Origin of the sequence: Roseivirga sp. E12, from assembly GCF_017592825.1 — a bacterium.
In the GTDB taxonomy this organism is placed as follows: Bacteria; Bacteroidota; Bacteroidia; order Cytophagales; family Cyclobacteriaceae; genus Roseivirga.
The window spans coordinates 78,576-104,383 of the sequence record NZ_JAGFMD010000005.1; the positions used below are offsets into that span (position 1 = coordinate 78,576).

Annotated in this window: 24 protein-coding genes; 17 read left to right on the top strand and 7 right to left on the bottom strand. The window is 41.1% G+C overall.

Annotated features, from left to right (window positions below; all coding sequences use genetic code 11):
- Positions 1 to 18: 18 nt before the first annotated feature.
- From J4E76_RS12700 to J4E76_RS12745, 10 genes are all read left to right on the top strand, one after another.
- A complete protein-coding gene (locus J4E76_RS12700; RefSeq protein WP_208504716.1) occupies positions 19 to 1,710 on the top strand; it encodes an ABC transporter ATP-binding protein in 1,692 nt (563 codons plus the stop codon).
- Positions 1,711 to 1,723: 13 nt separating this feature from the next.
- Entirely contained in the window at positions 1,724 to 2,866 is a 1,143-nt protein-coding gene (locus J4E76_RS12705) for an SGNH/GDSL hydrolase family protein (protein ID WP_208504717.1), read from the top strand.
- A gap of 89 nt (positions 2,867 to 2,955) precedes the next feature.
- The gene (locus J4E76_RS12710; protein ID WP_208504718.1) at positions 2,956 to 4,143 is read left to right on the top strand and encodes a sulfotransferase; all 1,188 of its coding nucleotides are present in this window, start codon (positions 2,956 to 2,958) and stop codon (positions 4,141 to 4,143) included.
- A gap of 103 nt (positions 4,144 to 4,246) precedes the next feature.
- Positions 4,247 to 5,287: a glycosyltransferase gene (locus J4E76_RS12715; RefSeq protein WP_208504719.1), complete on the top strand. Its 1,041-nt coding sequence runs from the start codon at positions 4,247 to 4,249 to the stop codon at positions 5,285 to 5,287.
- Positions 5,288 to 5,367: 80 nt separating this feature from the next.
- The gene (locus J4E76_RS12720) at positions 5,368 to 6,141 is read left to right on the top strand and encodes a class I SAM-dependent methyltransferase (protein WP_208504720.1); all 774 of its coding nucleotides are present in this window, start codon (positions 5,368 to 5,370) and stop codon (positions 6,139 to 6,141) included.
- Positions 6,142 to 6,167: 26 nt separating this feature from the next.
- Positions 6,168 to 7,223 (top strand): glycosyltransferase family 9 protein, encoded by a 1,056-nt coding sequence (locus J4E76_RS12725; RefSeq protein ID WP_208504721.1) that lies wholly within the window; start codon positions 6,168 to 6,170, stop codon positions 7,221 to 7,223.
- 244 nt (positions 7,224 to 7,467) lie between these two features.
- A complete protein-coding gene (locus tag J4E76_RS12730; RefSeq protein WP_370592807.1) occupies positions 7,468 to 8,061 on the top strand; it encodes a methyltransferase in 594 nt (197 codons plus the stop codon).
- Between the two features lie 33 nt (positions 8,062 to 8,094).
- The gene (locus J4E76_RS12735; protein ID WP_208504725.1) at positions 8,095 to 8,832 is read left to right on the top strand and encodes a class I SAM-dependent methyltransferase; all 738 of its coding nucleotides are present in this window, start codon (positions 8,095 to 8,097) and stop codon (positions 8,830 to 8,832) included.
- Positions 8,833 to 8,941: 109 nt separating this feature from the next.
- Positions 8,942 to 10,453: a radical SAM protein gene (locus J4E76_RS12740; protein WP_208504727.1), complete on the top strand. Its 1,512-nt coding sequence runs from the start codon at positions 8,942 to 8,944 to the stop codon at positions 10,451 to 10,453.
- Between the two features lie 2 nt (positions 10,454 to 10,455).
- Positions 10,456 to 11,871 (top strand): B12-binding domain-containing radical SAM protein, encoded by a 1,416-nt coding sequence (locus tag J4E76_RS12745; RefSeq protein WP_208504729.1) that lies wholly within the window; start codon positions 10,456 to 10,458, stop codon positions 11,869 to 11,871.
- Between the two features lie 295 nt (positions 11,872 to 12,166).
- Here the strand turns inward: J4E76_RS12745 and J4E76_RS12750 are convergent, their stop codons facing one another.
- The 4 genes from J4E76_RS12750 to J4E76_RS12760 form a co-directional block, all read right to left on the bottom strand.
- Positions 12,167 to 13,186: an SGNH/GDSL hydrolase family protein gene (locus J4E76_RS12750; protein ID WP_208504731.1), complete on the bottom strand. Its 1,020-nt coding sequence runs from the start codon at positions 13,184 to 13,186 to the stop codon at positions 12,167 to 12,169.
- Between the two features lie 6 nt (positions 13,187 to 13,192).
- Positions 13,193 to 13,330, bottom strand: a complete 138-nt coding sequence (locus J4E76_RS20900) for a DUF5989 family protein (protein WP_255552081.1) — start codon at positions 13,328 to 13,330, stop codon at positions 13,193 to 13,195.
- 82 nt (positions 13,331 to 13,412) lie between these two features.
- The gene (locus tag J4E76_RS12755) at positions 13,413 to 14,183 is read right to left on the bottom strand and encodes a ZIP family metal transporter (protein ID WP_208504733.1); all 771 of its coding nucleotides are present in this window, start codon (positions 14,181 to 14,183) and stop codon (positions 13,413 to 13,415) included.
- A gap of 66 nt (positions 14,184 to 14,249) precedes the next feature.
- Positions 14,250 to 15,272, bottom strand: a complete 1,023-nt coding sequence (locus tag J4E76_RS12760; RefSeq protein WP_208504735.1) for an FAD:protein FMN transferase — start codon at positions 15,270 to 15,272, stop codon at positions 14,250 to 14,252.
- A gap of 119 nt (positions 15,273 to 15,391) precedes the next feature.
- On the opposite strand from J4E76_RS12760, the gene ruvB reads away from it, so the two are divergent.
- Entirely contained in the window at positions 15,392 to 16,420 is a 1,029-nt protein-coding gene (gene ruvB, locus J4E76_RS12765; protein WP_208504737.1) for a Holliday junction branch migration DNA helicase RuvB, read from the top strand.
- A 46-nt stretch (positions 16,421 to 16,466) separates the two neighbouring features.
- Positions 16,467 to 17,402 (top strand): tRNA epoxyqueuosine(34) reductase QueG, encoded by a 936-nt coding sequence (gene queG, locus J4E76_RS12770; protein WP_208504739.1) that lies wholly within the window; start codon positions 16,467 to 16,469, stop codon positions 17,400 to 17,402.
- A gap of 35 nt (positions 17,403 to 17,437) precedes the next feature.
- Here queG and J4E76_RS12775 read toward each other — a convergent pair whose 3' ends face one another.
- Positions 17,438 to 17,626 carry a hypothetical protein gene (locus J4E76_RS12775; RefSeq protein ID WP_208504741.1) on the bottom strand — a complete coding sequence of 63 codons (189 nt, stop codon included), beginning with the start codon at positions 17,624 to 17,626 and terminating at the stop codon, positions 17,438 to 17,440.
- 146 nt (positions 17,627 to 17,772) lie between these two features.
- Here J4E76_RS12775 and J4E76_RS12780 point away from each other — a divergent pair, with 146 nt between their 5' ends.
- From J4E76_RS12780 to J4E76_RS12795, 4 genes are read left to right on the top strand one after another with little or no spacing between them, the layout of a single operon-like run.
- Entirely contained in the window at positions 17,773 to 19,224 is a 1,452-nt protein-coding gene (locus J4E76_RS12780; protein WP_208504743.1) for a BatD family protein, read from the top strand.
- On the top strand, positions 19,225 to 20,301 hold the full coding sequence (gene aroC / locus J4E76_RS12785; protein WP_208504745.1) for a chorismate synthase: 1,077 nt from the start codon (positions 19,225 to 19,227) through the stop codon (positions 20,299 to 20,301).
- Between the two features lie 19 nt (positions 20,302 to 20,320).
- Complete coding sequence (locus J4E76_RS12790; protein WP_208504746.1) at positions 20,321 to 21,715, top strand: dicarboxylate/amino acid:cation symporter; 1,395 nt, start codon at positions 20,321 to 20,323, stop codon at positions 21,713 to 21,715.
- Positions 21,716 to 21,763: 48 nt separating this feature from the next.
- Entirely contained in the window at positions 21,764 to 22,333 is a 570-nt protein-coding gene (locus J4E76_RS12795; RefSeq protein WP_208504749.1) for a NifU family protein, read from the top strand.
- Between the two features lie 13 nt (positions 22,334 to 22,346).
- Here the strand turns inward: J4E76_RS12795 and J4E76_RS12800 are convergent, their stop codons facing one another.
- Entirely contained in the window at positions 22,347 to 23,132 is a 786-nt protein-coding gene (locus tag J4E76_RS12800; RefSeq protein ID WP_208504750.1) for a hypothetical protein, read from the bottom strand.
- Between the two features lie 201 nt (positions 23,133 to 23,333).
- Here J4E76_RS12800 and pfkA point away from each other — a divergent pair, with 201 nt between their 5' ends.
- Positions 23,334 to 24,317, top strand: a complete 984-nt coding sequence (gene pfkA / locus J4E76_RS12805) for a 6-phosphofructokinase (RefSeq protein ID WP_208504752.1) — start codon at positions 23,334 to 23,336, stop codon at positions 24,315 to 24,317.
- 46 nt (positions 24,318 to 24,363) lie between these two features.
- On the opposite strand, the gene fbaA is transcribed toward pfkA, so the two are convergent.
- On the bottom strand, positions 24,364 to 25,428 hold the full coding sequence (gene fbaA, locus J4E76_RS12810) for a class II fructose-bisphosphate aldolase (protein WP_208504753.1): 1,065 nt from the start codon (positions 25,426 to 25,428) through the stop codon (positions 24,364 to 24,366).
- Positions 25,429 to 25,808 lie beyond the last annotated feature (380 nt).

Sequence of the window (25,808 nt, forward strand, 5' to 3'; positions counted from 1 at the left end):
AGAACGACCATGTTTGTTTTGAAAACCATCGCAAAGAGCATTAAACTTCTGACTTCCCGTCAGCGAAGGCAGCTCACTACACATGTCTTGCTATTTGTTTTCAATACATTCCTTGAGCTTTTTACACTGGGCACCGCCATACCGCTGATTGTTTATCAAATAGGCCAATCACAAGGCAATGATGAGAGTTTTGGCGCCTTCAAATTTCTTGCAGACTCGATGCTCTTTCAAGTAGAGGTTATTCCCATGCTCCTAATACTATTTGTGCTATTGCTTCTAAAAAACTCTTTCGGGAGCCTGATTTCTGCCTATCAGATTAGAACTTGCTTTCAGGTGGCAAATGCACTTTGTAGAAGCTTAGTTGAAAAGTATTTTCTTATAGACTACCCTACTTATAGCCAGAGTAATACTGGCACTTTAACCCAGGAGATCAATTATCTACCAATCACATTCGCTCAAAAAATCTTAACCTCTATTATTCATTTGGCCAGCGAGTGTGTGGTAATCATCCTGATCAGCATTGTTTTACTAATACTTACTCCCGAAATATTCCTGCTTACCGCGGGATTTTTTCTATTGTGTACCGCTCTGGCACTCTATGCCAAAAACAAAATCACCAATAAAATAGACATAGGGCTTAGGCATCAGCTAACCAAAACCACTAAAAATCTGATGGTGGCTCTCGACTCATTTGTTCAGGTGAGGCTCTACAAGCGAGAATCTTATTTTTTAGAGACTTTCATGGATGAATACAAGATTCAAAACCGATTCTTTGCAAAGAGCCAGTTCTTGCAAACCATGTCGGTGAGGATCCTTGAAGTGGCGGCTTTTGCAGGTATTTTAATCGTGGTAGCTTGGTTTTTGTCAGGAGACTTTAAACCTGCTGAACTGGCTCTGAGCCTGGGGCTATACGCCACAGCAGCCTACAGACTTATTCCTTCTCTCAATAGAATCATCAATGCCATTACCGCCATAAGTTCCAGTAAACATTCGGTTGAATTACTTCATGAAAGATTAGACGAAACACACTTTGATAAGATTAACTACAGCCCGATAGCCGACTGCATTGATAAAATTGAAGTACGCGAATTAAGCGTATATAATGGGGATCAAATACTTTTTAAAAACTTGAGTTTCACGGTAAACAAGGGAGAGGTTCTTGGTATTATGGGTCCATCAGGCTTTGGAAAAAGTAGTTTATTGAGAGTATTAAGTGGTTTATCAAAGACATATGACGGAGAGTTGTTGATCAATGATAAGCAAACGGGTTTGTACAACAATCCAAATTGGTTTTCACACATGGCCTATCTCGACCAACAACCACTTATCCTTGATACCAGTATTGCTGAAAATCTGACATTTGGTGGTGAACGAGACGAGGCCAGACTATGGGAAGTTTTGTCTCAAGTGGGACTAAAGACCTGGAGTCAATCAAAAAAACAAGGACTGGACAGTCAGGTAGGTGAAAATGGACTGATGATGTCGGGCGGTGAAAAAAGACGGCTTGCTTTTGCCAGAACGCTTTATCATGACCCGGATGTGTACTTCATTGATGAACTTACCAACGATCTGGACATAGAAACGACCCAAATGATTCATGACCTGATAAGGAAACTCTCAGATCATGGAAAGATAATCATCTGGGTTTCTCACGATCCCTTAACTAAAGAATTGTGCGATCAGGTTTTAGACCTGGGTAACAATATTTGAATTTTTGAACAATATGAAAAAGATACTGAGAAAATACCTCCTTAATTTGAGCTTGATATTTATAGGTATAGTCTTTGGTTTACTACTGGCAGAACTCACGCTTAGGATAGTAGCCCCCCATGATCTCTATTATGTCAGAGAACCCAATACGAATGCTCAAATAGATGTGCACCTGCACGACTTATTCCCCGGCCTTGACTCAACCATACAGCATTCCACAAATAGTGATGGTTACCGATCCAGACACTTATTTGAGAAAAGCAGGTATAACATTCTTGCGCTCGGTGGAAGTACTACAGAGTGCATTGGCTTAAGTGATAAAGACAATTGGACCTACTTACTCGAAGAGTTGATAAACACTGCTGACGACCTACCTCCTGTCACTATTGGCAATGTGGGACGATCTGGCCTAAACTTAGCCCACCATAGCGTTCAGGTGGAGAAGCTATCTCAGCAAATGGAAAATATAGACATGGTCATTATGCTAGTTGGTATCAATGATTTTATGAGAGCAATTCATTTGAATGAAAATTATTTACCGTATGATCCAGACCCAATGTTACTACGAAGGTCGTTTATACGGTTTCCTAGAAAAGAGGCTTCAGCCTGGTATCAAAAAACAGAGCTTTGGATGCACCTAAGAGTTATCAAACGCAATTATTTACATCAAAAAAACAGTGAAGACGATGACGTGAGAGCAAAGATTCTGGAAACGCGAAAAAAGCAAAAGGAAGCGGTGTTAAGCGAGCACCTGCCAAATCTTGAGTTGGCCTTGAAGGATTACTCCGATAAAATTGATGAAATCATCAAAATTAGCCAGAAACAATCAATAGAACTGGTTTTAATCACTCAACCAGTGCTTTGGAAGGAAGCTATGAGCCCTCAAGAAATCGACTATACTTCTCTTTCCGAGCTAATAATTCAGAATGCGGGATATGTCCCCGGAGCCTTGAAAGACGGCATGGAACAATTCAACGAGGTTTTAAGGCAAAAAGGGCAGGAAGACAGAGTACATATGATAGATCTGGAAGCGGTGCTTCCAAGCGATACTACGGTTTTCTTTGACCATTGCCATTTTAATAAAACCGGCACTATTCAGGTAGCAAAAATCATGCATCAAGGATTATCAATGATATTAAAAAATCAGCTTAATTAAAGGCATATGGGTATATTAGTTCAATCGGGCTATAATCATAAGTTGCTTATTTATAAGGAATCAATTATAAGGAAGATTGGAATGGAGCAATGAATACAACAGACACACTTCACCAATTAGAGAAAGAACTGAATGTACTTCTAACGTCTAGAAAACATAGAAACCTGACAAATGAGCTTCATCTCGCAAGGAGGAGATGGGCCAAAAGTGTTGTTGACAAAGGAGTTACCGAGTCGCCATACGCCCCAAGTAAGCTGGAAATATCCAAGGCGAAAAAGTTGATCGCTAGTCCCATTTTTATAGGAGGTAACCCTCGAAGCGGCACTACTTTATTAAGAGACTTGATCGATGGCCATCCGGCAATCTGTTCGTTGCCCTGTGAACCCCTGTACTTCGAATTCCTATCTGCCAAAGTATCGGGATTAAACAAGGAGGATTCCTTCAGAATCCTTTGTTCTGATTGGCTTGAAAAACTGATCGATCCTATGAGTCAACCCCCATATTGGATTTTAAGCAAGAATGAGCCTGATTCCCTAAGGTATCTTGAATATGTTCGCATTTGTCGTGGATGGTGGAATTTGATGGGAGAGGTCCGTCCTGATTCATTGTATTATCGCCATGTTGTCCCATTTATGTTAGGGTATGCTACCTGTTTAGGAGGAGGAAAGATCAATACTGACACCCTGTATTGGATGGAAAAAAGCCCGGGACTCGAATTGAATTATGATCAATTGAAAAAAGAGTTTCCCAAAGCCCTTTTTGTGAATATGATTAGAAACCCGAAAGATAGTTTTGTTTCTTTAAAAGTTTCTTTGATGAACTCAGGCGTTCACCGAATCCCCCTTCAGTACTTTCTTAAATCCTCATTGCGCTTCAACGCTTTGTTAAGGATTCAAAGTCATGATAACTGTTTGACGGTACGGTATGAACAACTGGTAGCCAATCGCAATGCCGTAATCAACTCAGTCTTCGCTTTTCTCTCTCTTGAACCGGAGGAAATTAATTTAAAGCAAACCATTAGATCAATGCTGGCTACTCCCAATTCTTCTATCGGCAAGAGCGAACGGTCAGAGATTCATTTGAGCAAAAAAGAGCTCCTGCTTTTGAGTTTTTCTGCAGATAAGGTATTACAACATTTCAGCTATCCGGTGGTAAAAGTCAATACGCTGCTGAGTTATATGTTAAGGCCTCTCTTTTACTTTATAAAATTCGCCTACAGCAGGCGTCATTCGTTTCTACAAAGTCCCTTAAGTCGCAAGGGTAATGCTATTAATTAACTGAAAACCGATTGACAAAGCATCTTTTAATCAATTTATCCAGTATTAAGACAGAAGTTTAAAGCTTCAAAAGAGTATTTGAATTAATTGTATATTGTAAGAAATGACTAAAAATCTTGTTGTTATAACCCCTGGCTTTGCATCCGGTGAACAAGATACCACCTGCATTCCACCACTACAGGATTTTATGGTTACCCTAAAGCAAAGTGGGTCAATTAAGCTTACCATTCTTTCGCTGCAATATCCAAACACTACCACTTCTTATGATTACCATGGAATCCGTGTAATTCCATTCGGCTTGAATGGTAGATATGTTAAACGTTTGATCATTTGGATAAGAGTATTACTTAAGTTGAGAAAACTCAACAAGAAAGAACGTATTACACATATTCATAGCTTCTGGCTCAACGAAAGCGCATTGATCGGGCATATTTTCTCAAGGCTCTACCCTGTCAGACACCTAACTACCTTAATGGGGCAGGACGTACTACCCACCAATCTTTTTGCCAGATGGTTACCCCTTAAAAAAATGACCCTCATTACAGTTTCCGATTTTCAGAAAGCACAACTCAACCATAATTTTGGGGTTAGTTCGGAGGTAATTCACTGGGGTATAAAAAGACAAGTTGAGTTCACAAATAATATGAGAGAGATAGATGTTTTGGGAGTTGGCTCACTTATAAAACTGAAGCGTTTCGATCTTTTTATCGAATCCATAAATCTCCTTAAAAAGAGCTTTCCGAAAATGAAGGCTGCGATAGTCGGCAAAGGAATTGAAGAAGATTTTCTTAAGAATATGGTGAAGGAGCTAAATTTAGAAAATCACGTTTTTTTTTATGGCGAAGTAGCGAGGCCAAAGGTATTAGAACTTATGTCAACTGCGAAATTGCTTCTACATACAAGTGAGTTTGAATCTTATGGAATGATATTCACTGAGGCCCTTGCCCAGGGAATGTCAATCGTCTCCAGAAAGGTTGGAATTGCCAAAAAGAGTATGAACTGGTTGATCTTTGAAAAGGATGGTGCCATTGTTGAATCTTGTACTGCCTTGTTAAACAGGGTGCATGAGAATGAGCATACTGATCCAATTCATAGTATCCATGACACCGTAGAATCTTACTTAAACTACTATCAAACTAATTGATGCTCTGCCCTCGTTGTTCAAGCAAACTAAATGATCACCTGACTTGTGAAAGTCATCATTCATTTCAATTGCACAATGGTGTGCCTGCATTGGTAACACCAGAGTTTAAGCAAAGACTGGATGTTTTCACTGATAATCTGGTAAAGTATCGCCAACAAGAAGAAAACAGAAAAATCAAGGAATCTCTTTTCGATGAGCTCCCTTTTACCAGAGATGTGCCCCAGGCATATCTCTGGAATGCCAAGCAACTCGACCTTGAGTTTATAGAACAGTTCACTGCCGACAAGAAAGGGTTAAGAATTCTGGAAGTTGGAGCATGGAATGGATGGCTTAGCAATCGGCTATCAAAATCAGGTCATCAAGTATGGGCCATCGACTATTTAAATGATGAATATGACGGATTAGGAGCTCATAAACACTACACCAATCAAGAGTGGAGGCCTCTACAGGTAGACCTAAATGACTTAAGTTTATTTAAAGATGAGAAATTTGATCTGATCATTGTAAACAGATGTTCCATATTTTTCACCAATCCGTTTTCCACTTTTGACTTTCTGAAAACATTACTCTGCGACCAGGGCTCCTTGTTAATTACTGGTCTTCAAATCGTCAAAAATTGGAAGAGAGAAAAAGAAAGAATAGAAACCATGAAAAAAGTCTTTTTTGCAAATCATGGTTTTGAAATGTTCATGTTCCCAATCAAGGGGTATTTCAACACGGACAATTTAAAGGAACTACGTGTATCCGGGTTTCGGATTGTACATTTTCCTCATAATTGGAAGAATTGGGTCAAACGCAACTTGTTACCCAACTCTCATTTCAATTGCCTTGCAATTTACTCCTCGAAACCATAGTTCTCCGATACAAAAGTGTTCAACTATTGAAAAAAAGTACCCCCAAAACGGCTCCAAACCTTGAATCTGACGACCTGCGTTTCAGTCCATGGAAACGAAAGGAATCACCCAGGCGTATTCTGATAATCAGGTTACAAGCCATTGGGGATGTGGCATTGACGCTGGGTTACTTACAAAGTCTTAGAGAAAACTATCCTGACTGCCAGATTGATTTTTTATCACGAAAAAAAATCAATGCTACCGCAACAAGTGTGATCCTCTTTGATCGGGTTTACTCTCTGAGCTCATCTCACGATGCCAGAAAAATCGCATGGAGTATTCTTCCTGTACTTCCAACACTTTGGAGACAACAGTATGATATTGTTATCGACTTACAGCACAATAGAATCAGCACACTCATCAGAAGGTTGTTAAGGCCTTATTCATGGTCTGAATTCGATAGATATGGCAGAAAACATGCTGGAGAAAGGTATCAAGAGGCAATCAATGCTCTTGGGCTTAAATCTGTGATTCTCAGGCCGGTTCAACATAAGAATGCTGAAAGAGGCAAATCAACTCTCATGGAAAATGGGTGGGATGGATTAAACGAACTGGTCTTACTCAATCCTGCCGGATACTGGAAAACCAGAAACTGGCCTTTGGAGAATTATGTAGAGTTTGCCAGAATCTGGCTAAGGCGAAAGAATTCTAATGCCAGATTTGTTTGTATTGGAGACAAAAGAATCGAAGAAAAAGCAGCTTATTTGGAACAGGAGCTTGGTTCAGATCTGGTGATAAACCTGGTTGGGAAGACTACATTGATAGACGCATATGCCGTACTATTTCATATTCAGCTAATGCTGTCAGAAGATTCCGGACTTATGCATATGGCCTCAACCACTCCCATGGCCATCTTTGGCTTAATTGGTAGTACCCCATCATATTCTGTTCATCCAATTGGACCAAACAGGGGTTATCTGGATTCTTCTGGTTTGGCATGTGCAGACTGTCATCAACCAGAATGTCAGTTTGGTGATGTACGCTGCTTAACAAGGCATAAACCGGAATTCGTTTTCGAGCAGGTAATACGATCAATGAAATAAGAAAGCCTATGTGTTTTTCGGTCAAATACTTCATTCAATAAACGCCAATTTTATTTTACCACTTCAACAAACCCATTTACATGTTCCAGATATAAAAGATTATATTGAGCAAACTATTCTGAGCAGGTTGGGCAATCGTAGATTTCATTATTCAATATTCAAATCACTGCAGCCAATACTCGGCAAGTTTTACAGGATATATACTTCCAAAAAGCGCATTTATAGCTACAGGGGCATCAAAGTTGTGATATATCCCGGTGTTTTTCACCCGCGATTTACCTTCAGCACCAAATTCTTTGTTGATCACTTTCTCAATTTGAACTTAGAAGATAAGAGGGTCCTGGAATTGGGTTGTGGAAGTGGCCTCATCAGTTTTCATGCTGCAGCCAAAGGAGCTACTGTTACGGCCACCGATATCAATCCCCAAGCTCTTCATGGCATCGAAGAAAGTGCACTTATCAATCGACTCGCGGTAGAAGTCCTTCATTCTGACTTGTTTGAGAATGTGCGTCCTGAAGATTTCGATTACATTTTTATTAATCCTCCCTACTACCCCAAGAAACCAGATTCTTTAGAAGAAGAAGCATGGTATTGCGGGCAAGACTTTGAGTACTTTAGAAAATTGTTTTCACAAATAGAGCACGTGGCGGCCACTATACTTATGATTCTCTCTGAGGACTGTCAGATCGAAAAGATAAGGTCAATATCTTCAGGGGCTGGTTTTGATCTGGTGAAAGTAGACGAAAAACGCATTTTTACAGAGTTGAATTGGATTTTTAAAATCACCCGGAACTCAAGTGCAAAAGAAGACAAACTCAGCAGTGCAAATACCCATTAATCTAACATTCCACCTTGTTTAAAGACATTTGCCTTGAAGTTCATCAATCATCAGAACGCACCCAACGGATTTGAACGACTCTACAATGAGATCAGAGGTGAGGAGGAAAGAATACTCTCTCTGGAGCAAATTCAAAAACTACCTTACACCGCCAAGGGTTTCAGACACCATGGTGAATGGAATAAGAGAATCAGATCTACCAGTCGCTTTGAAAACTACATCACCGATAAAAAAACGCGGACCTTGCTCGATATCGGTTGTGGAAATGGTTGGCTGCTATACAAGCTCGCCAGAAAACTGCAACGTGCCGATGGTATCGAAATTAACAAACTCGAACTGGAGCAGGCTACCACGCTTTTAGCTCATTTTGATAATGTAGAACTACACTATGGAGATATTTTTTCTATGGATCCTCAGCCTGTATACGACATTATTTTGCTCAATGCCTGTATTCAATACTTTGACGACATAGATAGGTTAATGGGCAGGCTCAGGCAATTTCTTTCTGAAAGTGGCGAGGTTCATATACTGGATTCACCTATATACAAGGATAAAACGAGTGCCTTGGAAGCGAGCACACGTACAAAAGATTACTATGCCAGACACACTATCCCGGAAATGGCCAAATTCTATCATCATCATTGCTTTGAAGATTTTGCAAACTACAACTACCAAATACCCTTTGACCCACGAAAAATTACTCATAGAATAAAAAGGAAATTCGTAAGCGAAAGCCCTTTCCCCTGGCTAAAAATCCAGTTATCTCGCTAAATATCCTGCACCATGCAGCCTTTTACAAAACAAAGCAGTATGGGCATAGTAAAAGACTGATTGACTATATTGGAAATTCTACTCTCACTAATTGACACCACCAAGTACTATGGATAAAATCTTACTCTTTAATCCTCGGAGCTCTACGAATGGTCGATATAGAGTTCCTAACTCTATATTGCAAGTTGGCGCCTCGGTTCATGGTTTGTACGATTATGTTTTTGTAGATGGCAATCGTGAAGATGACCCATGGAGTACCATTGAAGACTATCTGAAAACCGGTGAGTTTAAATATTTCGGTTCAACCGTAATGCCGGGTCCGCAACTCAAGCAGGCAATTCCTTATACCAAAAAGATCCGAGCACTCTTTCCCGAGATTATTAACATCTGGGGAGGGTATTTTGCCTCAAATCAATACAAGGTCTGTCTTGACAGCCCTTTCGTTGATTTTGTGATCAACGGACCGGGAGACAAGGCCTTCCCGCGACTGCTAAAAGCCCTGGAACAACAGGAGGAGCCCCTGGAGCAAATCGAGAACCTGATCTTTAAAAATGATAAAGGGGAAATCATAAAAAACCGGATCGAAACACTTCTTAATCAGGATCTTCTGCCCAGGTTACCATACGAGCATCTCGATAAATTCTATAGTCTTGATCAATATTTCTTCAAAACTTTTCTTGGCAAAAAAACACTCGGCTACCACTCCAGCTTTGGCTGTCCTTTTACCTGCTCTTTCTGTGCGGTTGTCCCCATTTATAATGCCCGGTGGAAAGGCAAATCGGCTCAGGGTATTTTTGACGATATCAAAAAACTGAAAGACTCACATGGCATAGATGCGGTAGAATTCCATGACAACAACTTTTTTACCTCACGCAAAAGAGTCGTAGAGTTTGCAAACCTTATGCTCAATAAAGGCATTGAATGGTGGGGAGAAGGCCGCATTGATACACTCGATCAATACAAGGATGATGAATTAGAACTCATGAGTGAGTCTGGTTGTCGCATGATCTTTTTCGGAGCTGAGAGTGGTGATGACGACATGCTCAAGCAAATGGATAAAGGAGGTAAACAGAGTGCCGCACAGATTTTGAGCTTCGCAAAAAGGTTGAAGCAATTCAATATTGTACCTGAGTACTCTTTTGTGCTGGGTTTTCCGGGTCCGGATGAACAAACAGTGATGCGACAAATTGACAAGGACATTGCATTTATTAAAAAGGTAAAGGAAGTCAATCCTGATACAGAGATCATCATATATACCTATAGCCCGGTGCCTACTGAAGGTTCTGACCTTTATGAACAAATAACCAAAGCAGGGTTTCAATTCCCTGAGGCACTTGAGGATTGGCTCAACCCTGCCTGGGAAAACTTCGATCTGCGGAAAAACCCGCTGACTCCATGGCTAACTCCTGCCATGGTGGATAAGATTCAGAATTTTGAAACCGTACTAAACGCCTACCACCCTACAGCCTCCGACTTTAAAGTGACCAAGGTACAAAAACAGGTAATGCGCACCTTGTCGGCAATTCGCTATAAGTGGAACATTTTTCGATATCCTTATGAACTCAAGGCATTGCAAAAGTTTTGGCTCCAATACCGACAACCTGAAATTGAAGGTTTTTAATGATGAAGAAGAAGGTAGTATTATACAATCCAACAGCCGTCTTTTTTGACATGCCATTGGCCCTTTTAGCCATTGGCTCCTGTCTAAATTTCGAGCTTTTTGAGGTAATTATTGTAGACGCAAGAGTAGACGAAAATGCTGACAATAAACTCCTGGTGGCCTGCGAGGATGCTCTGTGCCTTGGAGTGACAGCCCTTTCCGGGGCTCCTTTAAAAGATGCACTCAGGGCTACCCGGCTCGTAAAGCAGAATCACAAGGAACTCCCCGTTATTTGGGGAGGCTGGCATCCTTCGCTCTTCCCGGTAGAATTACTGGAAGAAGAACCTATCATAGATATAAGTGTTTATGGCCAGGGAGAGACTACCTTCAAAGAGCTTGTTACGGCATTGAATAATGGAGAGGGAATTGACCAGATAAACGGTATAGCCTATCGAAAAGACGGAAAAGTAGTAAAGAGACCCGCACGTTTGATGCAGGATATGGACGAGCTGCCTGCGGTGAATTATGACCTCATAGATGTAGAAAAGTACTTTTCAGCCAAAGGCCAAAGACAATTCGACTATATTTCCTCCACGGGCTGCTTTTTCCGTTGCACCTTCTGCGCAGACCCCTTCGTATTTAAGCGCAAATGGACAGCCATATCGCCTGAGAGAATGGGAAAAGAACTGGCCCATTGGCACGAGAAGTTTCAGTTTACAGATCTCAACTTTCAGGATGAAACCTTCTTCACTTACAAAAACAGGAGCATCGAAATAGCCAATGAGCTAATAAAAATGGGCTCCAGGTTTAGCTGGGCCGCCACAATGCGTGCCGATCAGGGTATGAGGTTGGAAGATGAAGACTTTGTGTTCCTGAAAAATTCCGGGTTGAGACGTGCCCTGATCGGAGTCGAATCCGGCTCACAAGAAATGATGGATTGGCTCAAAAAGGACATTAAAATTGAGCAAGTGCTTGGTTGTGCCGATCGTTGTAAAACTCATGGTATTGCCGTGATTTTTCCTTTTATCGTAGGTTTTCCGGGAGAGTCAGACAAGAGCGTTAAAGATTCCCTCAACTTCGTGAAAACTTTGAGGAAGAAGAGCCATATGTTCCAAACTCCCATTTTTTACTATAAACCCTATCCCGGATCCGAAATCACTCAAAAGGCAGTCGAAGAGGGCTATCAGCTACCCAATACCCTCGATGCTTGGTCAGATTTTGATTATGTAGATTCAAAAGGAGGGCCATGGGTGAGTGATGAAAAGTATCAGTTGATAGAGAATTTCAAGTTCTTTTCAAAACTCGCATGGAGCAAAGCCAATTTCTTTTTATTTCCACTTCAAAAACTGGCTCAATGGCGCTGCGAAAATAATTTCTACAAATTGCCCATTGAAAAGATCTTGTCTGATCGGCTCTTCATTAAGGTCGAGCTGTCATAACTACTTAGTGCCTTCAATATAATGCTAAGCCATAAACTGATCCAGCTGGTTGACCACTACCTTTGCACCCCACATATTGAAATGGTGATCATGATAAAAGGCATTTGTAGTTTTTCGGAACGACCTAGGCAAGGTCAAAGCACAATTCCACTTTATCATTACATATTTTCAGTAGAATATTATTGAGCTGTTTCATTACGCTGGCGAGAGTTCCTGTTGAATAGTAGATAACTTATCAGGATTGTCCTTCTGATAACACCGATCATTTAATAGCCAACGACTCATTCTGGATCTTTTAGTCAACATCTGCTTTATCCAACTTAAGATTTCTTAGAAGATACTGACCAATGGCCTCTTGACCGACAGGATTTAAATGACTGTCATTGTGGAAATACAGGTTACCAACCTGACTTTCCATTTCCTGCAAAAAAGAAATAGGGTTTAAAACAGTTACTCTTTGATCATTTTTAAAATGTTTTATAAAACGATCACACAATGGATAACTAGTACTTCCTGATTCAAAGTCATTTGAGAATAATGCACCTAATTGCTTGGTTCTATTATAATACCGCTTGTTTACCTGTGAGCAGTGTGGAATCATCAGAAGGAAAATTTGGGTGTCATCGGTAGCGTAATCAAAAAGCTTCTGAATTCGATCCAAATAAGGCCTAAGGTCATTTTCCCTCCCTCCTTTAAGATAAGCTGTATTTTCCACCAATCCCGGCTCTGACTTGAAATAATATTTATCCCTCATTGAATACTGGTCAGGATTAAAAGGGCTTTCAGCATATTTCACGGTACTGTCCCTTTTAATTGTAGCCCCGAAAGTGCTCAATTGATGATTTAAATAACCCAAAGACCAAATATGTTCAGAAAGTTTCCAGTAGACATTCCTAGCAGCAGACAGTTCTTCCCAATTGAGTTGATGTCGCCACCCGAGGAAGTCATTTCCCACATAAAATTGAAAAACGATTACATCGGGTTGCTCCCTCTTAATATGATACCTTCCAAAAAGGAATTGCTCGATAATTGAAGTACCCGGTACGCTAATGTTACGCACTCTGTAATGAGGTAGGGTGTCATGTAACGTTTGTGGATAGCCACCTTTAAAAGCCGAAAAAGAATCTCCAACAATCAACAAAGTTGGTTTATCCATTCTACTCTCCATTTGATTATTCAAGGAATCAAACGTATCAGCATAAAAGTCAATGACATAAATACGAAAACACAGCTCGAAGAGCAGCAAAGAAAGAAGTCCAACAATCAAAACCTGACCTGTAAACCTATATAGCTTTTTGAATACTGACTGTTTCATCAGTATCTAAAACAGAGAGTATATAAATGGTGATAAAGCAGACCCCCCGCCAAAAACAATTAAGAAGCCAAGTAGCAGCAGCACAATAACAATCGGCATCAACCAATACTTTTTTCGTTGCATTAAAAATTTAAAAATCTCCATGGGTTAGTGGTTAAGGGCTTCCAGGTTGATACAGCTACTCCGTTCAATAAGAATATCAAATAAACGATTTCGATGTTAAAACTCAAATCGCTAACTGCGCCAACACAGCAGCCAATGCACCTAGAATAGAAATTGAGAAGCGTTTCCAATTGAGCTTATGGTGTGGGTCCGTCTCGATGAAGATTGTTGTAGATATCTGTAGAAACCCACCAGCAACAACCGCAAAGAAAATAATCAAGTATCGCTCTGGTAGCACATCAGAATGCCCGAAGAACTCAGAGAATATCAAGCCTAATGGAGAAGCCAAGGCAAAAGTCAGCATCAAAAGAATAGCTCTCTTCTTATTCTTCATCTGACTTACTAAAAGCGCCATTAGTGCGAAAGCAGCAGGTATCTTATGCATCACAATTCCCAAAAGAATTTTTGGCGAACTGCCATGACTATAAACTGAATCAGGAGTGTGATTTGAGTGTATAGCATCCGTCATAATGCTTCCTTCTAGAAATGAGTGTAATCCTAGGGCGATTAACAGATAGGGTACAGAGTAGGCCCCATGCGCATGAACATGCCCATGCTCCACTCCATTGGAAAAGTTTTCTAGTACCTTTTGAACAAAGAAGCCAATAAGAATGTATAGGCCCAACATAAATGGGTCTTCACCACTCAGAAACAAATCCGGAATCAAGTGGATTACGGTCATCGAGAAGAGATACGCCCCGGCAAACACCAAAAAGTAACCAAGTTTTTCTGGCTTTACAGATTCCCTGCTTAGCATCAGTGCCCCTGGAATGGCTACACTTAGAAATAATATAATGGCATTGATGATCATCTTGTCTAGAAGCTCTTTTTGCAACAGGATTGCAAATATCTAAAAGAAAATGATATTTCGGCAAAAAAGGTTCAGCCGATCTCAATGAAATTACTCAGCTACCGTCTTCCCCTTCAAACCTGGAGAAAGATAAGTCACCATTTCACCCTTGTCATCGGCATAAATAAGGTAAGCTTCAAGAGTAGGATCTGACTCAATAAGACTAATGCTTTCTTCTAATCCCAAAACCATACAGGCTGTAGCAAAGCCATCGGCTAACATGCAACTTGGCGCAAATACAGTTGCACTTAATAGTGTCTGCATTTTAGGAAAGCCAGTTCTTGGATCAATGGTATGAGCAACCTTTCGTCCATCCTGCAATACTCGAAAGTTGCGATAATTACCACTGGAGGCCATCCCTCTATCTTCGAGATATACCGCATCAAATATTCCCCCAATTCGGGCTTCGTCTGGTACTTCTATGGCAATGGTCCAAATCTCACCTGCTAGATTTTGACCGCTTGCTCTTACTTCTCCACCGATCTCGACCATGAAGTTCTCAATTCCTATAGAAGTCAACCAGTCCGCAACCACATCAATTGCTTGACCCTTCGCTATAGCAGAAAAATTGAGTTTGATCTCCGGTATCCTTTTAGAAACTCGGGTAGTGTCATAAACCAGTTTCTTAAAACCTACAAAGCTCAAAAGTGAATCTACTCTTGAAGAGTCTAAGTCGAGTGTTTTTCCATCGCCAAAGCCCCATGCATCAATCAATGGGCCCAGAGTCGGGTCGAAGGCACCACCAGAAGCATTATAAACCTCTGAGCTGGCATTGAGTACATCATAAAAGTATGGGAGTTTAAAATCGATAGCCCCTTCCCTATTAAACACCGAAATCTCAGAATCAGGAATATAAGTTGAGAGCGATTGATTGAAATCTCTCAAGAGTGAATCTATTTCGGCCTTATAATTACTGAAATCAGTATCGAGATACTTGATGTTATACTGAATTGTGCCCATGGTCACTCCCTGCACATAGATTTCTTTAGGTTGTTGCTCTCTATACTTCCAAACCACAAAAATGGCAATCACCAAAACGATGAGATAGACGCGAGACCTGACATTCTTATTCATACCGAAATCTTTAACCCAAAGATAGTCCAAAACCATCGGCAAAGAATTGCTAAAGGATTAAACTTGATCGATGAAAGCATCATCTATCTGAATCTTTTATCTTGTGAAAAATTTCGAGCATGCGTGAGGATTATTTGAATGGCAGTGATGATGAATTGAGTTCAGCAGAACGAGATATCGAGCGTGCACTTCGGCCACTCAGTTTTGAAGATTTTACTGGCCAGCATAAGATTGTTGAGAACATCAAAGTCTTTGTAATGGCGGCTAAGCAACGGGCCGAGCCATTGGATCACGTTCTGCTACATGGTCCTCCTGGACTTGGTAAGACTACCCTTTCTCACATTATCTCAAATGAATTAGAATCAGAGATCAAGGTGACTTCAGGTCCGGTGCTTGATAAACCAAGCGATTTGGCCGGACTACTGACTAATCTTGAAGAAGGAGATGTTCTTTTTATAGATGAAATCCATCGACTTAACCCCATTGTAGAAGAGTACTTATACTCAGCAATGGAGGATTACAAAATTGATATCATGCTTGATTCTGGTCCAAATGCCAGAACTGTACAGATTAATTTGAATCCTTTCACACTGATTGGCGCCACTACGCGATCTGGCTTATTGACTTCCCCATTAAGAGCGCGATTCGGAATAAATGCACGGCTCGAATATTACGATTCAAAGCTGCTGACTCTAATTGTATTGCGCTCATCAGAGATCCTTAATACCCCGATCGATGAAGATGCAGCTTACGAAATTGCTCGAAGAAGTAGAGGCACCCCGCGAATAGCTAACAACCTGCTGAGAAGAACTCGAGATTTTGCTCAGATTAAGGGTACAGGAACCATTACCATTGACATTAGCCAAATGGCACTCAATGCTCTGGATGTGGACTCCCATGGCCTGGATGAGATGGACAATCGCATTCTTACCACCATCATCGAGAAATTTAAAGGTGGACCAGTGGGAATATCCACTATCGCCACGGCCGTTTCGGAAGAAGCGGAAACGATCGAGGAAGTTTATGAGCCCTTCTTAATTCAGGAAGGTTTCTTAAAGCGAACTTCTCGTGGTAGAGAGGCAACAGATTTAGCTTATGAACACCTAAAGCTTAAAAAGCCAGGTCAGTCAGGGACTTTATTTGGGTAAAGAAATAAGTTCCCCTTTGGGGAAATGTCCGCAGGACAAAGGGGCTATGAACCACCAAATCTCACATAATACAACCACAGTCAGGAACATTGCAAAAGCACTGGGATTTAACTTTTGTGGGATTTCCAAAGCCGAGTTACTAGCAGATGATGCTCCAAGATTAGAGAAATGGCTGAAAAACAAAGCTCATGGAAAAATGAGCTATATGGAAAACCACTTCGATAAGAGGCTCGACCCAACAAAGTTAGTTCCTGGAGCAAAGTCGGTCGTCTCCCTCCTTTATAATTACTATCCAGAAAAGGATCTTGCTTCAGAAGTTCCTGACAATGATAAAATTGCCAAGTATGCTTATGGCAAAGACTACCACTTTGTAGTTAAGGACAAGTTGAAGGAATTTATGCACCGGCTGGAAGAACAGGTCGGTCAGGTGGAAGGTCGTGTGTTTGTTGACTCTGCACCAGTGATGGAACGACAATGGGCAGCAAAATCGGGATTAGGATGGATAGGAAAGAATACCTTATTAATTAATAAAGACCAAGGCAGTTTCTTCTTCTTAGCAGAGTTAATTATTGATCTGGATTTGGAAGCAGATGGGCCAATCAAAGACTATTGCGGCACATGTACCAAGTGCATTGACGCATGCCCAACGGATGCGATCACTCCCTATAACTTAGATGCCTCTAAGTGTATCTCATATTTGACCATTGAACTGAAAGATGAGATCCCTTCTGAGTTCCAAAACCAGATGGAAGGATGGGCTTTCGGCTGTGATATTTGTCAGGACGTCTGTCCTTGGAACCGCTTCTCCAAACCACACAATGAGCCCGAATTTCATCCGAAAGATGAACTGGTAGAATTATTTAACAATAATTGGCAAGATTTAACAGAGGAGGTTTTCAGGTCTACTTTTAAAGGATCGGCTGTAAAAAGGACCAAATTTGGAGGCTTAAAACGTAATCTAGATTTCCTTAAAAAAATTTAAGCCCATCATTTCTGATGGGCTGGTTAATGATTTTTTTACTGTGTTAACACAAATTGACGATCTATGATTGGGCCATAGACCTTTCCAAACTGCGCATAACACCACTTTTTCAGCTCATTCAATTCATCTTCCACGAGTGACTTGATGGCTTTTCTTAACTCTCTCTCAAATAATTTCTTATCAAAGCTAACCTTCGAGAGGATAATTTTGAAATACTCCAACATGTTAAGAACGTTTAGGGTTATGAATCTAAATTCCGGTATCGGTCGTACCATTCATACGAACGAATGGTTCCAATGGTTATTCCTTTTAAAAATGAAATTATATTTGAATTAGATTTCCACCGGGACATTCAAAATACGAAAACTTTATGAAAAAGTCTAACGCCCTTTTATTCCTCTTAGCCTTTATGCTACTCCCTTTGGCTTCATTAAAAGCACAGGACATTTCAATCCAATTGGGTAAGGATGAAGTAGGGCTCAATGAACTTTTTACGATTACGGTTACATTGCAAAATGGCTCTATCAAAAGCTATTCTGATTTCCCTGAAATCGAAGGGTTTGCCAAAAGAGGCACCTCTTCTTCAAGTAAGACCAACATCGTCAACGGACAAATCACCTCATCACAGAGTATCATTCAAAGATATTTACCCCTCGAAGAAGGTTCTTACACCTTGGATGCCTTCACAATGGAGCTCAATGGAACATCTGTTAGGTCTAATGGTAAAACAATTAAGATCACTCCCCCTGTTGAACGTAGAAGAAATACCAGACGTAACAGGTTTGACCCTTTTGACGACCTCTTCGGTCGAAATGAGACAAGAAAAGCTCCTGAATTTGTAGATGTAAAGGAAGATGCCTTTCTAGCTTTGACTACCGATAAGGACGAAGTCTATGTTGGCGAAGGATTTACAACCACTTTTGCCTTTTATGTTGCAGATGCCAACAGAGCCCCTCTACAATTCCACGAGGCCGGAAAACAGCTTTCTACCATTTTGAAAGACCTTAAGCCGGAAAACTGCTGGGAAGAAAACTTTAACATAGAGAACATCTATGGAGAGCGAGTTACAATTGGCGGAAAGAACTATACACGATATAAAATCTACCAAGCGGCATTCTATCCATTGAATCTGGAGCCAGTGGTTTTCCCATCGGTTCCATTTGAGATGATTAAATACAGGGTGGCCAAATCGCCTTCTTTCTTTGGTCGCGATAGAGAAGAAGATTTCAAAACTTTCAATACCAGAGAAAAAACGGTTAAAGTAAAAGCATTGCCTCCTCATCCATTAAAAGACGCTGTGGCCGTGGGTGATTTCGAGTTGGATGAAAAAATTGACAAGACTACTGTAGAGACTGGTGAAAGCTTTGAATACACCTTTAACATTTATGGCGAGGGTAATATTGCCGGTATTCCTGACTTGAAAATTCCAGCTACTAAGACTATCGACATCTATCCACCGAACGTTAGTCAAGACATTAACAGAGGTTCGGGTAGAGTTACTGGATCTAAACAGTATAGTTACTTCGGGATTCCAAATGAGCCCGGTGATTATGACTTAAAAGATTACTTTGGATGGGTCTTTTTCAACCCAGAAAAAGAGACATACGATACGCTAAAATCCACTGTCAAACTCAAAGTGACGGGTGAGAGTAAAAAGAACGTTTCTATATCATCTTCAGACCTGGGCTCATTCTATGACAACATAGAGGTTGCCTCTAACAAATTAGAAAGTCTGAAAGAGGATAAAACTGCCCAGATTATTGCCAATCTGCTAATTATAGCTATGTTAGCAGGCGCAGGATATATGTTCTTCAAAAAGTAAATGGGTAGCACTTTCGGTAAGATTTTCAGAATTCACACCTATGGTGAATCACACGGACCAGCGTTGGGAGTAGTCATTGATGGATGCCCTGCTGGTTTGGAAATTGATGAGTCTTTCATTCAAATGGAATTGGACAGGAGAAAACCTGGTCAATCGAAAATCACAACTCAGCGTAGAGAAGCCGATGAATTCGAGATTCTTTCTGGTGTTTTTGAAGGAAAGTCTACAGGTACTCCGATCAGCATTCTGATTAGAAATGAAGACCAAAAGAGCAAAGATTACTCTCATATAGCCGATAAATTCAGACCATCGCATGCCGATTATACCTTCCAAGCCAAGTATGGCATTAGAGATTATCGGGGTGGAGGAAGAAGTTCTGCGCGTGAAACTGTAGCTCGTGTTGCTGCAGGTGCTATCGCAAAGCTTTTACTCAAACACTATGGAATCACTTGCGACTCCTACGTATCACAAGTTGGATCGCTCAAACTAGAAAAGAGTTACAAAGAACTTGATCTCAGTAAAACCGAAGATAACATTATCAGGTGTCCAGATGCACCCACCGCTGAGGCGATGATTGAGTTGATAGATCAAACACGAAAAAACAGAGATACTATTGGGGGTGTAATCACCGGGGTCATCCAAGGCACACCCACAGGCTTGGGCGAACCTGTTTTTGACAAGTTACACGCAGAACTAGGCAAAGCCATGCTCAGTATCAATGCCGTTAAAGGCTTTGAATTTGGAAGTGGCTTTGAAGGAATAAAACTTAATGGTTCAGAGCACAATGACGCCTTCTATACTGAAGGTGATGTGGTAAAAACCAAAACCAATTACTCCGGTGGTATCCAAGGAGGCATCTCTAATGGACAGGATATTTACTTTAATGTCGCCTTCAAGCCAGTTGCCACCATTATGCAAGACCAAGAGAGTATCAATGAGGCCGGTGACAGCGTTACTGTATCAGGCAAAGGCCGACACGATCCTTGCGTAGTACCTCGAGCGGTGCCTATCGTTGAAGCAATGTCAGCTTTGGTAATTGCCGATTATTTGCTAATTAGCAAGGCTAATCGATTGTAACTAAATCCATTATTCTGTTATGAAAAAACTTCCTCTGCATGTCAAAATCATGATTGGACTAGTAGCCGGTATCATTTGGGCATTCGCTTCAAGTGCTATGGGCTGGAACCAGTTTACAATTGATTGGGTAGACCCATTCGGTCAGATATTCATCCGCATGTTGAAATACATAGCCGTACCGCTTGTATTATTTTCAATCATTAGCGGTATCTCAGGACTCAAAGACATGTCCAAGCTTGGCCGTATGGGAGGAAAAACACTCGGTTTCTACCTGGTTACCACTGTCGCAGCCGTTGGTATTGGTCTTCTTTTGGTCAATGTTGTCAAACCGGGAGCACTGGTAGATGAGGAGTCTAGAATTAAAAATCGATTGAGTTATGAAGCTTGGGCCAATTCAAATGGGATTGAAATTTTGGATGGTAAGAACTTCACGAACGACCCAGCCTATGCTAGCTACGATCGTGCAGAAGAGATGACAGAGGCTCAAAAGAAAATGGTGGCCGATAAGCAAGCCGCAGCTTCTGAAAACAAAGATGCTGGACCACTCAAGTTTCTTGTGGATATGGTTCCACAAAACATCATGCTGTCATTAAGTAATGACAAACTCATGCTTCAAGTAATATTCTTTGGCATATTCTTCGGTATATGTATGGCTGCCTTACCTGATGATAAAGTGGCTGGGCTTTCGGCTTTTGTAAACGGAGCCAATGAGGTATTCTTGAAGATGGTAGACTTTGTTATGAAAGCTGCTCCATTCTTTGTTTTCTGTCTCCTCGCAGGTGTTGTCGCAAAAATGGCAGATACTCCAGGCGAAGTTTTCGAAATCTTTAAAGGGCTTGCCTCCTATTCCGTTACGCTTGTTGTCGGTCTACTATTTCTAATTTTTGTATTCTATCCTACAATTGTTAGGGGCTTTGTTAAATCATTGACTTATCGAAAATTCTTTAAGAAAATCGCTCCAGCCCAATTCCTGGCATTCTCAACAAGCTCGAGTGCTGCTACCCTTCCTGTTACTATGGAAGTGGTTGAAGACAACTTAGGAGTATCAAAAAATGTATCCAGTTTCGTTCTGCCTATTGGTGCAACGGTAAACATGGATGGCACTAGCTTGTATCAAGCAGTAGCAGTAGTCTTCATGGCACAACTACACATGGTGGACCTATCAATAACACAGCAACTCACAATCGTTTTAACAGCGACTCTGGCATCAATTGGCAGCGCAGCGGTGCCTAGTGCTGGATTGGTTATGATGGTAGTTGTACTACAGTCTGTAGGACTAAACCCTGCATGGATTGCCATTATATTCCCAGTTGACAGACCTTTGGATATGTTGCGAACAGTGGTGAACGTTACAGGAGATACCACAGTTTCTACTATTGTGGCAAAATCCGAGGGAGAATTAAGAGAAGACTAAGAACTTATAGGCTAACTTTGCAGTTATAGATTCTAATTCAATAGAGAAATGAAAGCTGTAAATATATACATGGAGGCCAACCCTAATCCAAACTCTATGAAGTTCGTAGTGAACTTTATGTTGTTGCAGGATGGTGTTAGCTTCGATTATCCAGATGCAGAAGCTGCTGCAGATTCACCTTTAGCCCAAGAATTATTCAAGTTGCCGAACGTTGAACGTGTATTTTACATGAGCAATTTCGTTACGGTTACGAAATCAGAAGGAGTTGACTGGATTGAAATCCAAGATTCAATTCGTGATGTAATCAAGCCTTACCTTGAGGCTGAGAAGCCTTTAATTCTTGAAGAATTGGACAAGGATCCTTTGTTCGATGAGAATGATTCGGAAGTGGTTAAAAAAATCAAAGGTATTCTTGACGAGTACATTCGTCCAGCTGTTGAGCAAGATGGTGGAGCTATTGGCTTCTCGTCATTCGAAGAAGGCGTGGTAAAAGTAAACTTACAAGGTTCATGCAGTGGATGCCCGGCATCAGCTGTGACATTAAAATCAGGTATTGAAAACCTATTGAAAAGAATGCTACCAAATGACGTGACCGAGGTGGTTGCTGAGGGTGTATAGCTCCGGATTGTGGTCATTTGTAGTACTGATAACTGACCCGCATAAATTCGCTTTTGTGTTCTCCATCTTGTCTCTGCCAAAGTTCCTCGATCCTACGCCCCCGATTGTCCAGGACCAGGTCGTAATTCACAAATTCTGACCACGCGTTACTTTCCCAGTTAAAGCGTGTGGTCTGAATGTGATTGCTTTGATCATCATAGATAAGAACCATTTTTCTGGCTGGGTTCCAAGCATTGTTTTGCCATATAGGGAACTCCTTTACTACCGCAAGATCTCGTTCATTGTACTGATATACCACCTTGCTCTTGTTGGCCCTTTTCTCATACTTAACTGTCCGACTGACCTCTTCCTTGAGCCGACCTTTTTCGTCATACACATAGGTTACATCCAGTAGTGAAAGTGCCCCGTTTAGTAATGTGGAGTCCATCCGAGAAATTACCTTTCCTGACACATAACGATATCGGAATCGCATAGCAAACTGCCATTCCTCATCCACCCATACCTCTCTGGTCATTGTGGAAATATCGCCTGTTTTGTTATAGGCCCAAAGCATCCTGACCTGGGGCACAAGGCCATTCGCAGACACCCTGGAAGTTTTTTCTTCAACTAGTCGTTCTTGTTCATCATAGCGGTATTCCACCTTGCGAAATCGCTGCCATTCCTCCCCATTCTTGCTTTCCCAGGATTGCACCATGGGTTTATGCTTCCTGCTTCCCGACTGGGCAAGAACATCTACCTGGAGAAGGCAAACAAACATCAAACTCAAAATGAAGCGACTAATCAGACTGGAACCATTCATGATATGAAGTTTAAGGTGTAGCAAGGTCTATACTAACAGGACAGGATAATATCTTATAAAGTTGTAATTATCAAACAATTAGTTCTCGGAACCTCCCCTTTCCGTTATAGAAAAATTCAATCGATTGCACAAATTAATGCCTACTACCCAGCGAAGAGTTCTGAGTTAAAAACCTATTTTTGATTGTTTTACAATCTAAAAATGAGCGCTTCGATCAAAAGAATAGGCGTGCTGACCTCGGGAGGTGATGCGCCAGGAATGAATGCTGCGGTACGAGCTGTGGTAAGGGCTTGTATCTACTACGACATTGAAATCTTCGGCATTTACAAGGGGTATGACGGACTGATTAATGGAAACATTGAACAACTTTATGTAAGGTCTGTATCCAACATTCTCAGCAGAGGAGGTACTTTTTTACTTTCCGCAAGGAGTCAAGAGTTTCGCACTAAAGAAGGCCGTGAAAAAGCCTATGAGAATTTCAATAAATTTGACCTCGATGCCCTTGTTGTTATCGGTGGAGACGGTTCATTTACCGGAGCTGACATTTTCAGCCAAGAATTCAACGTACCAGTGATCGGTATTCCAGGAACCATTGACAACGATCTGGCCGGTACCGATTTCACAATAGGCTTCGATACGGCATGCAATACGGCAAGAGAAGCAATTGACAAAATTAGAGATACAGCCTCATCTCACGAAAGACTATTCTTTGTAGAAGTTATGGGACGCGATGCAGGGTTTATTGCGGTAAACTCAGCTATTGGTGGTGGTGCGGTAGCCATGGTCATACCTGAGCATAATTGGACTGTTGAAGCCCTTATCAAACGTCTCCGAAAAGGAGCTGACAACAAAAAGGCTTCCAACGTGGTGGTAATTGCCGAAGGTTGTCAACTTGGTAATGCTTACGAGGTAGCTGACCAAGTAAAAGCTGAGCTCGATTACTTTGACATTCGAGTAACTGTTTTGGGTCACTTACAGCGTGGTGGTTCGCCAACCACAATGGATAGAGTGCTGGCCAGTAGACTCGGAGTTGCCGCAGTTGAAGGTCTTAAAAACGGAGAATCTAAGGTGATGGTAGGTATGATCAACAATGAAGTTGTCTACACGCCAATTGGACAAGCGATCAAGACCGAGAAAAGAATCGGAGATGAAGAATTTAGAATCGCTAAGATTCTATCGATATAAAAAAAGGAGGCAATTGCCTCCTTTTTAATTTCTCTTTAGTCAAGCACTAGTTTCTGTTGATAGCGTTAAGCTCTTCAAAAGCTTGCTCCAAACGCTTCACAATACTTTCCTCTCCTTTTCTTAACCAAACCCTAGGGTCGTAATTCTTCTTGTTAGGAGAATCCTCTCCATCAGGATTACCAATCTGCGCCTGAAGGTAGTCCTTCTTCTCTTTGTAGTAGCTATGAACGCCATCCCAGCAAGCCCACTGAATATCCGTATCAATATTCATTTTGATAGAGCCATATGAAGTAGCCTCCTCGATCTTAGAAGCCTCAGAACCAGAGCCACCATGGAATACAAAGAATACTGGCTTCTCTTCCGTTCCGAATTTCTCTTGGATATAAGTCTGAGAGTTTTTCAAAATCTCAGGTCTCAATTCAACATTACCTGGCTTATAAACACCGTGAACATTACCGAAAGATGCAGCTACAGTAAAGATATCACCGACTTGTCTTAAAGCATCCCAAGCAGCTGCTACCTCTTCAGGCTGAGTATATAGTCTCGATGAATCAACATCGGTGTTATCAACACCATCTTCTTCACCACCTGTGATACCCAATTCAATTTCGATACCCATTTCAATAGCGTTCATACGTTTGAAGTATTCGCAGCTAATCTCAATGTTCTCTTCCAAAGTTTCTTCAGAAAGGTCAAGCATGTGAGTACTGAAAAGTGGTTGTCCATGCTTTTTGTAATAAGCCTCACCTGCATCTAGCAAGCCGTCAATCCAAGGCAATAGTTTCTTTGCAGCATGGTCTGTGTGTAGTACAACAGGCACACCATAGTGCTCCGCCATTTGATGTACGTGCATTGCACCAGAGATAGCACCCTGAATTGATGCATTATAGTCAGCGTTATCAAGCGACTTACCTGCATAGAAAGCAGCGCCACTCACTGAAAACTGAACCATTACTGGAGAGTTTACTTTACTAGCAACTTCTAATACCGAATTGATACTGTTAGTGCCAATCACGTTGATGGCAGGTAAAGCAAACTGATTCTCTTTGGCGTAGTTCAGGCAATCTTTAAGTTCCTGACCATAAAGCACACCGCTTCTGAATTTTCCCATGTTAATCTTTTGTAGATGAGTTGATAAATCGTGGTGCAAAGAAAACAAAAAATAGTTTCTGAGCGAACTCAAAACTACTTCAAATCTAAACCCCTAAAACACTTATAGCGCAAACAAGTTGCGCTATAAGCAAAGTAAACTATAATAGAAATGGAGGAAATTACTGACAATAATTCAGAACAATCGTTCCCACAAATGGTTCTTAAACCGTTCCTAGCTTATTGCTAAGACCAAAGTAGGGATTATAAAATCAATTATCAATCTAACTCACTCAAGGCCAATACAATACCAGCCTTTTGCAAACGATTGAAACCCCCTATACTGCTCGTTTTCGCAAATTAATTTTTTTCAAAAAAATTTTGCGAACAACTGATTAGTCA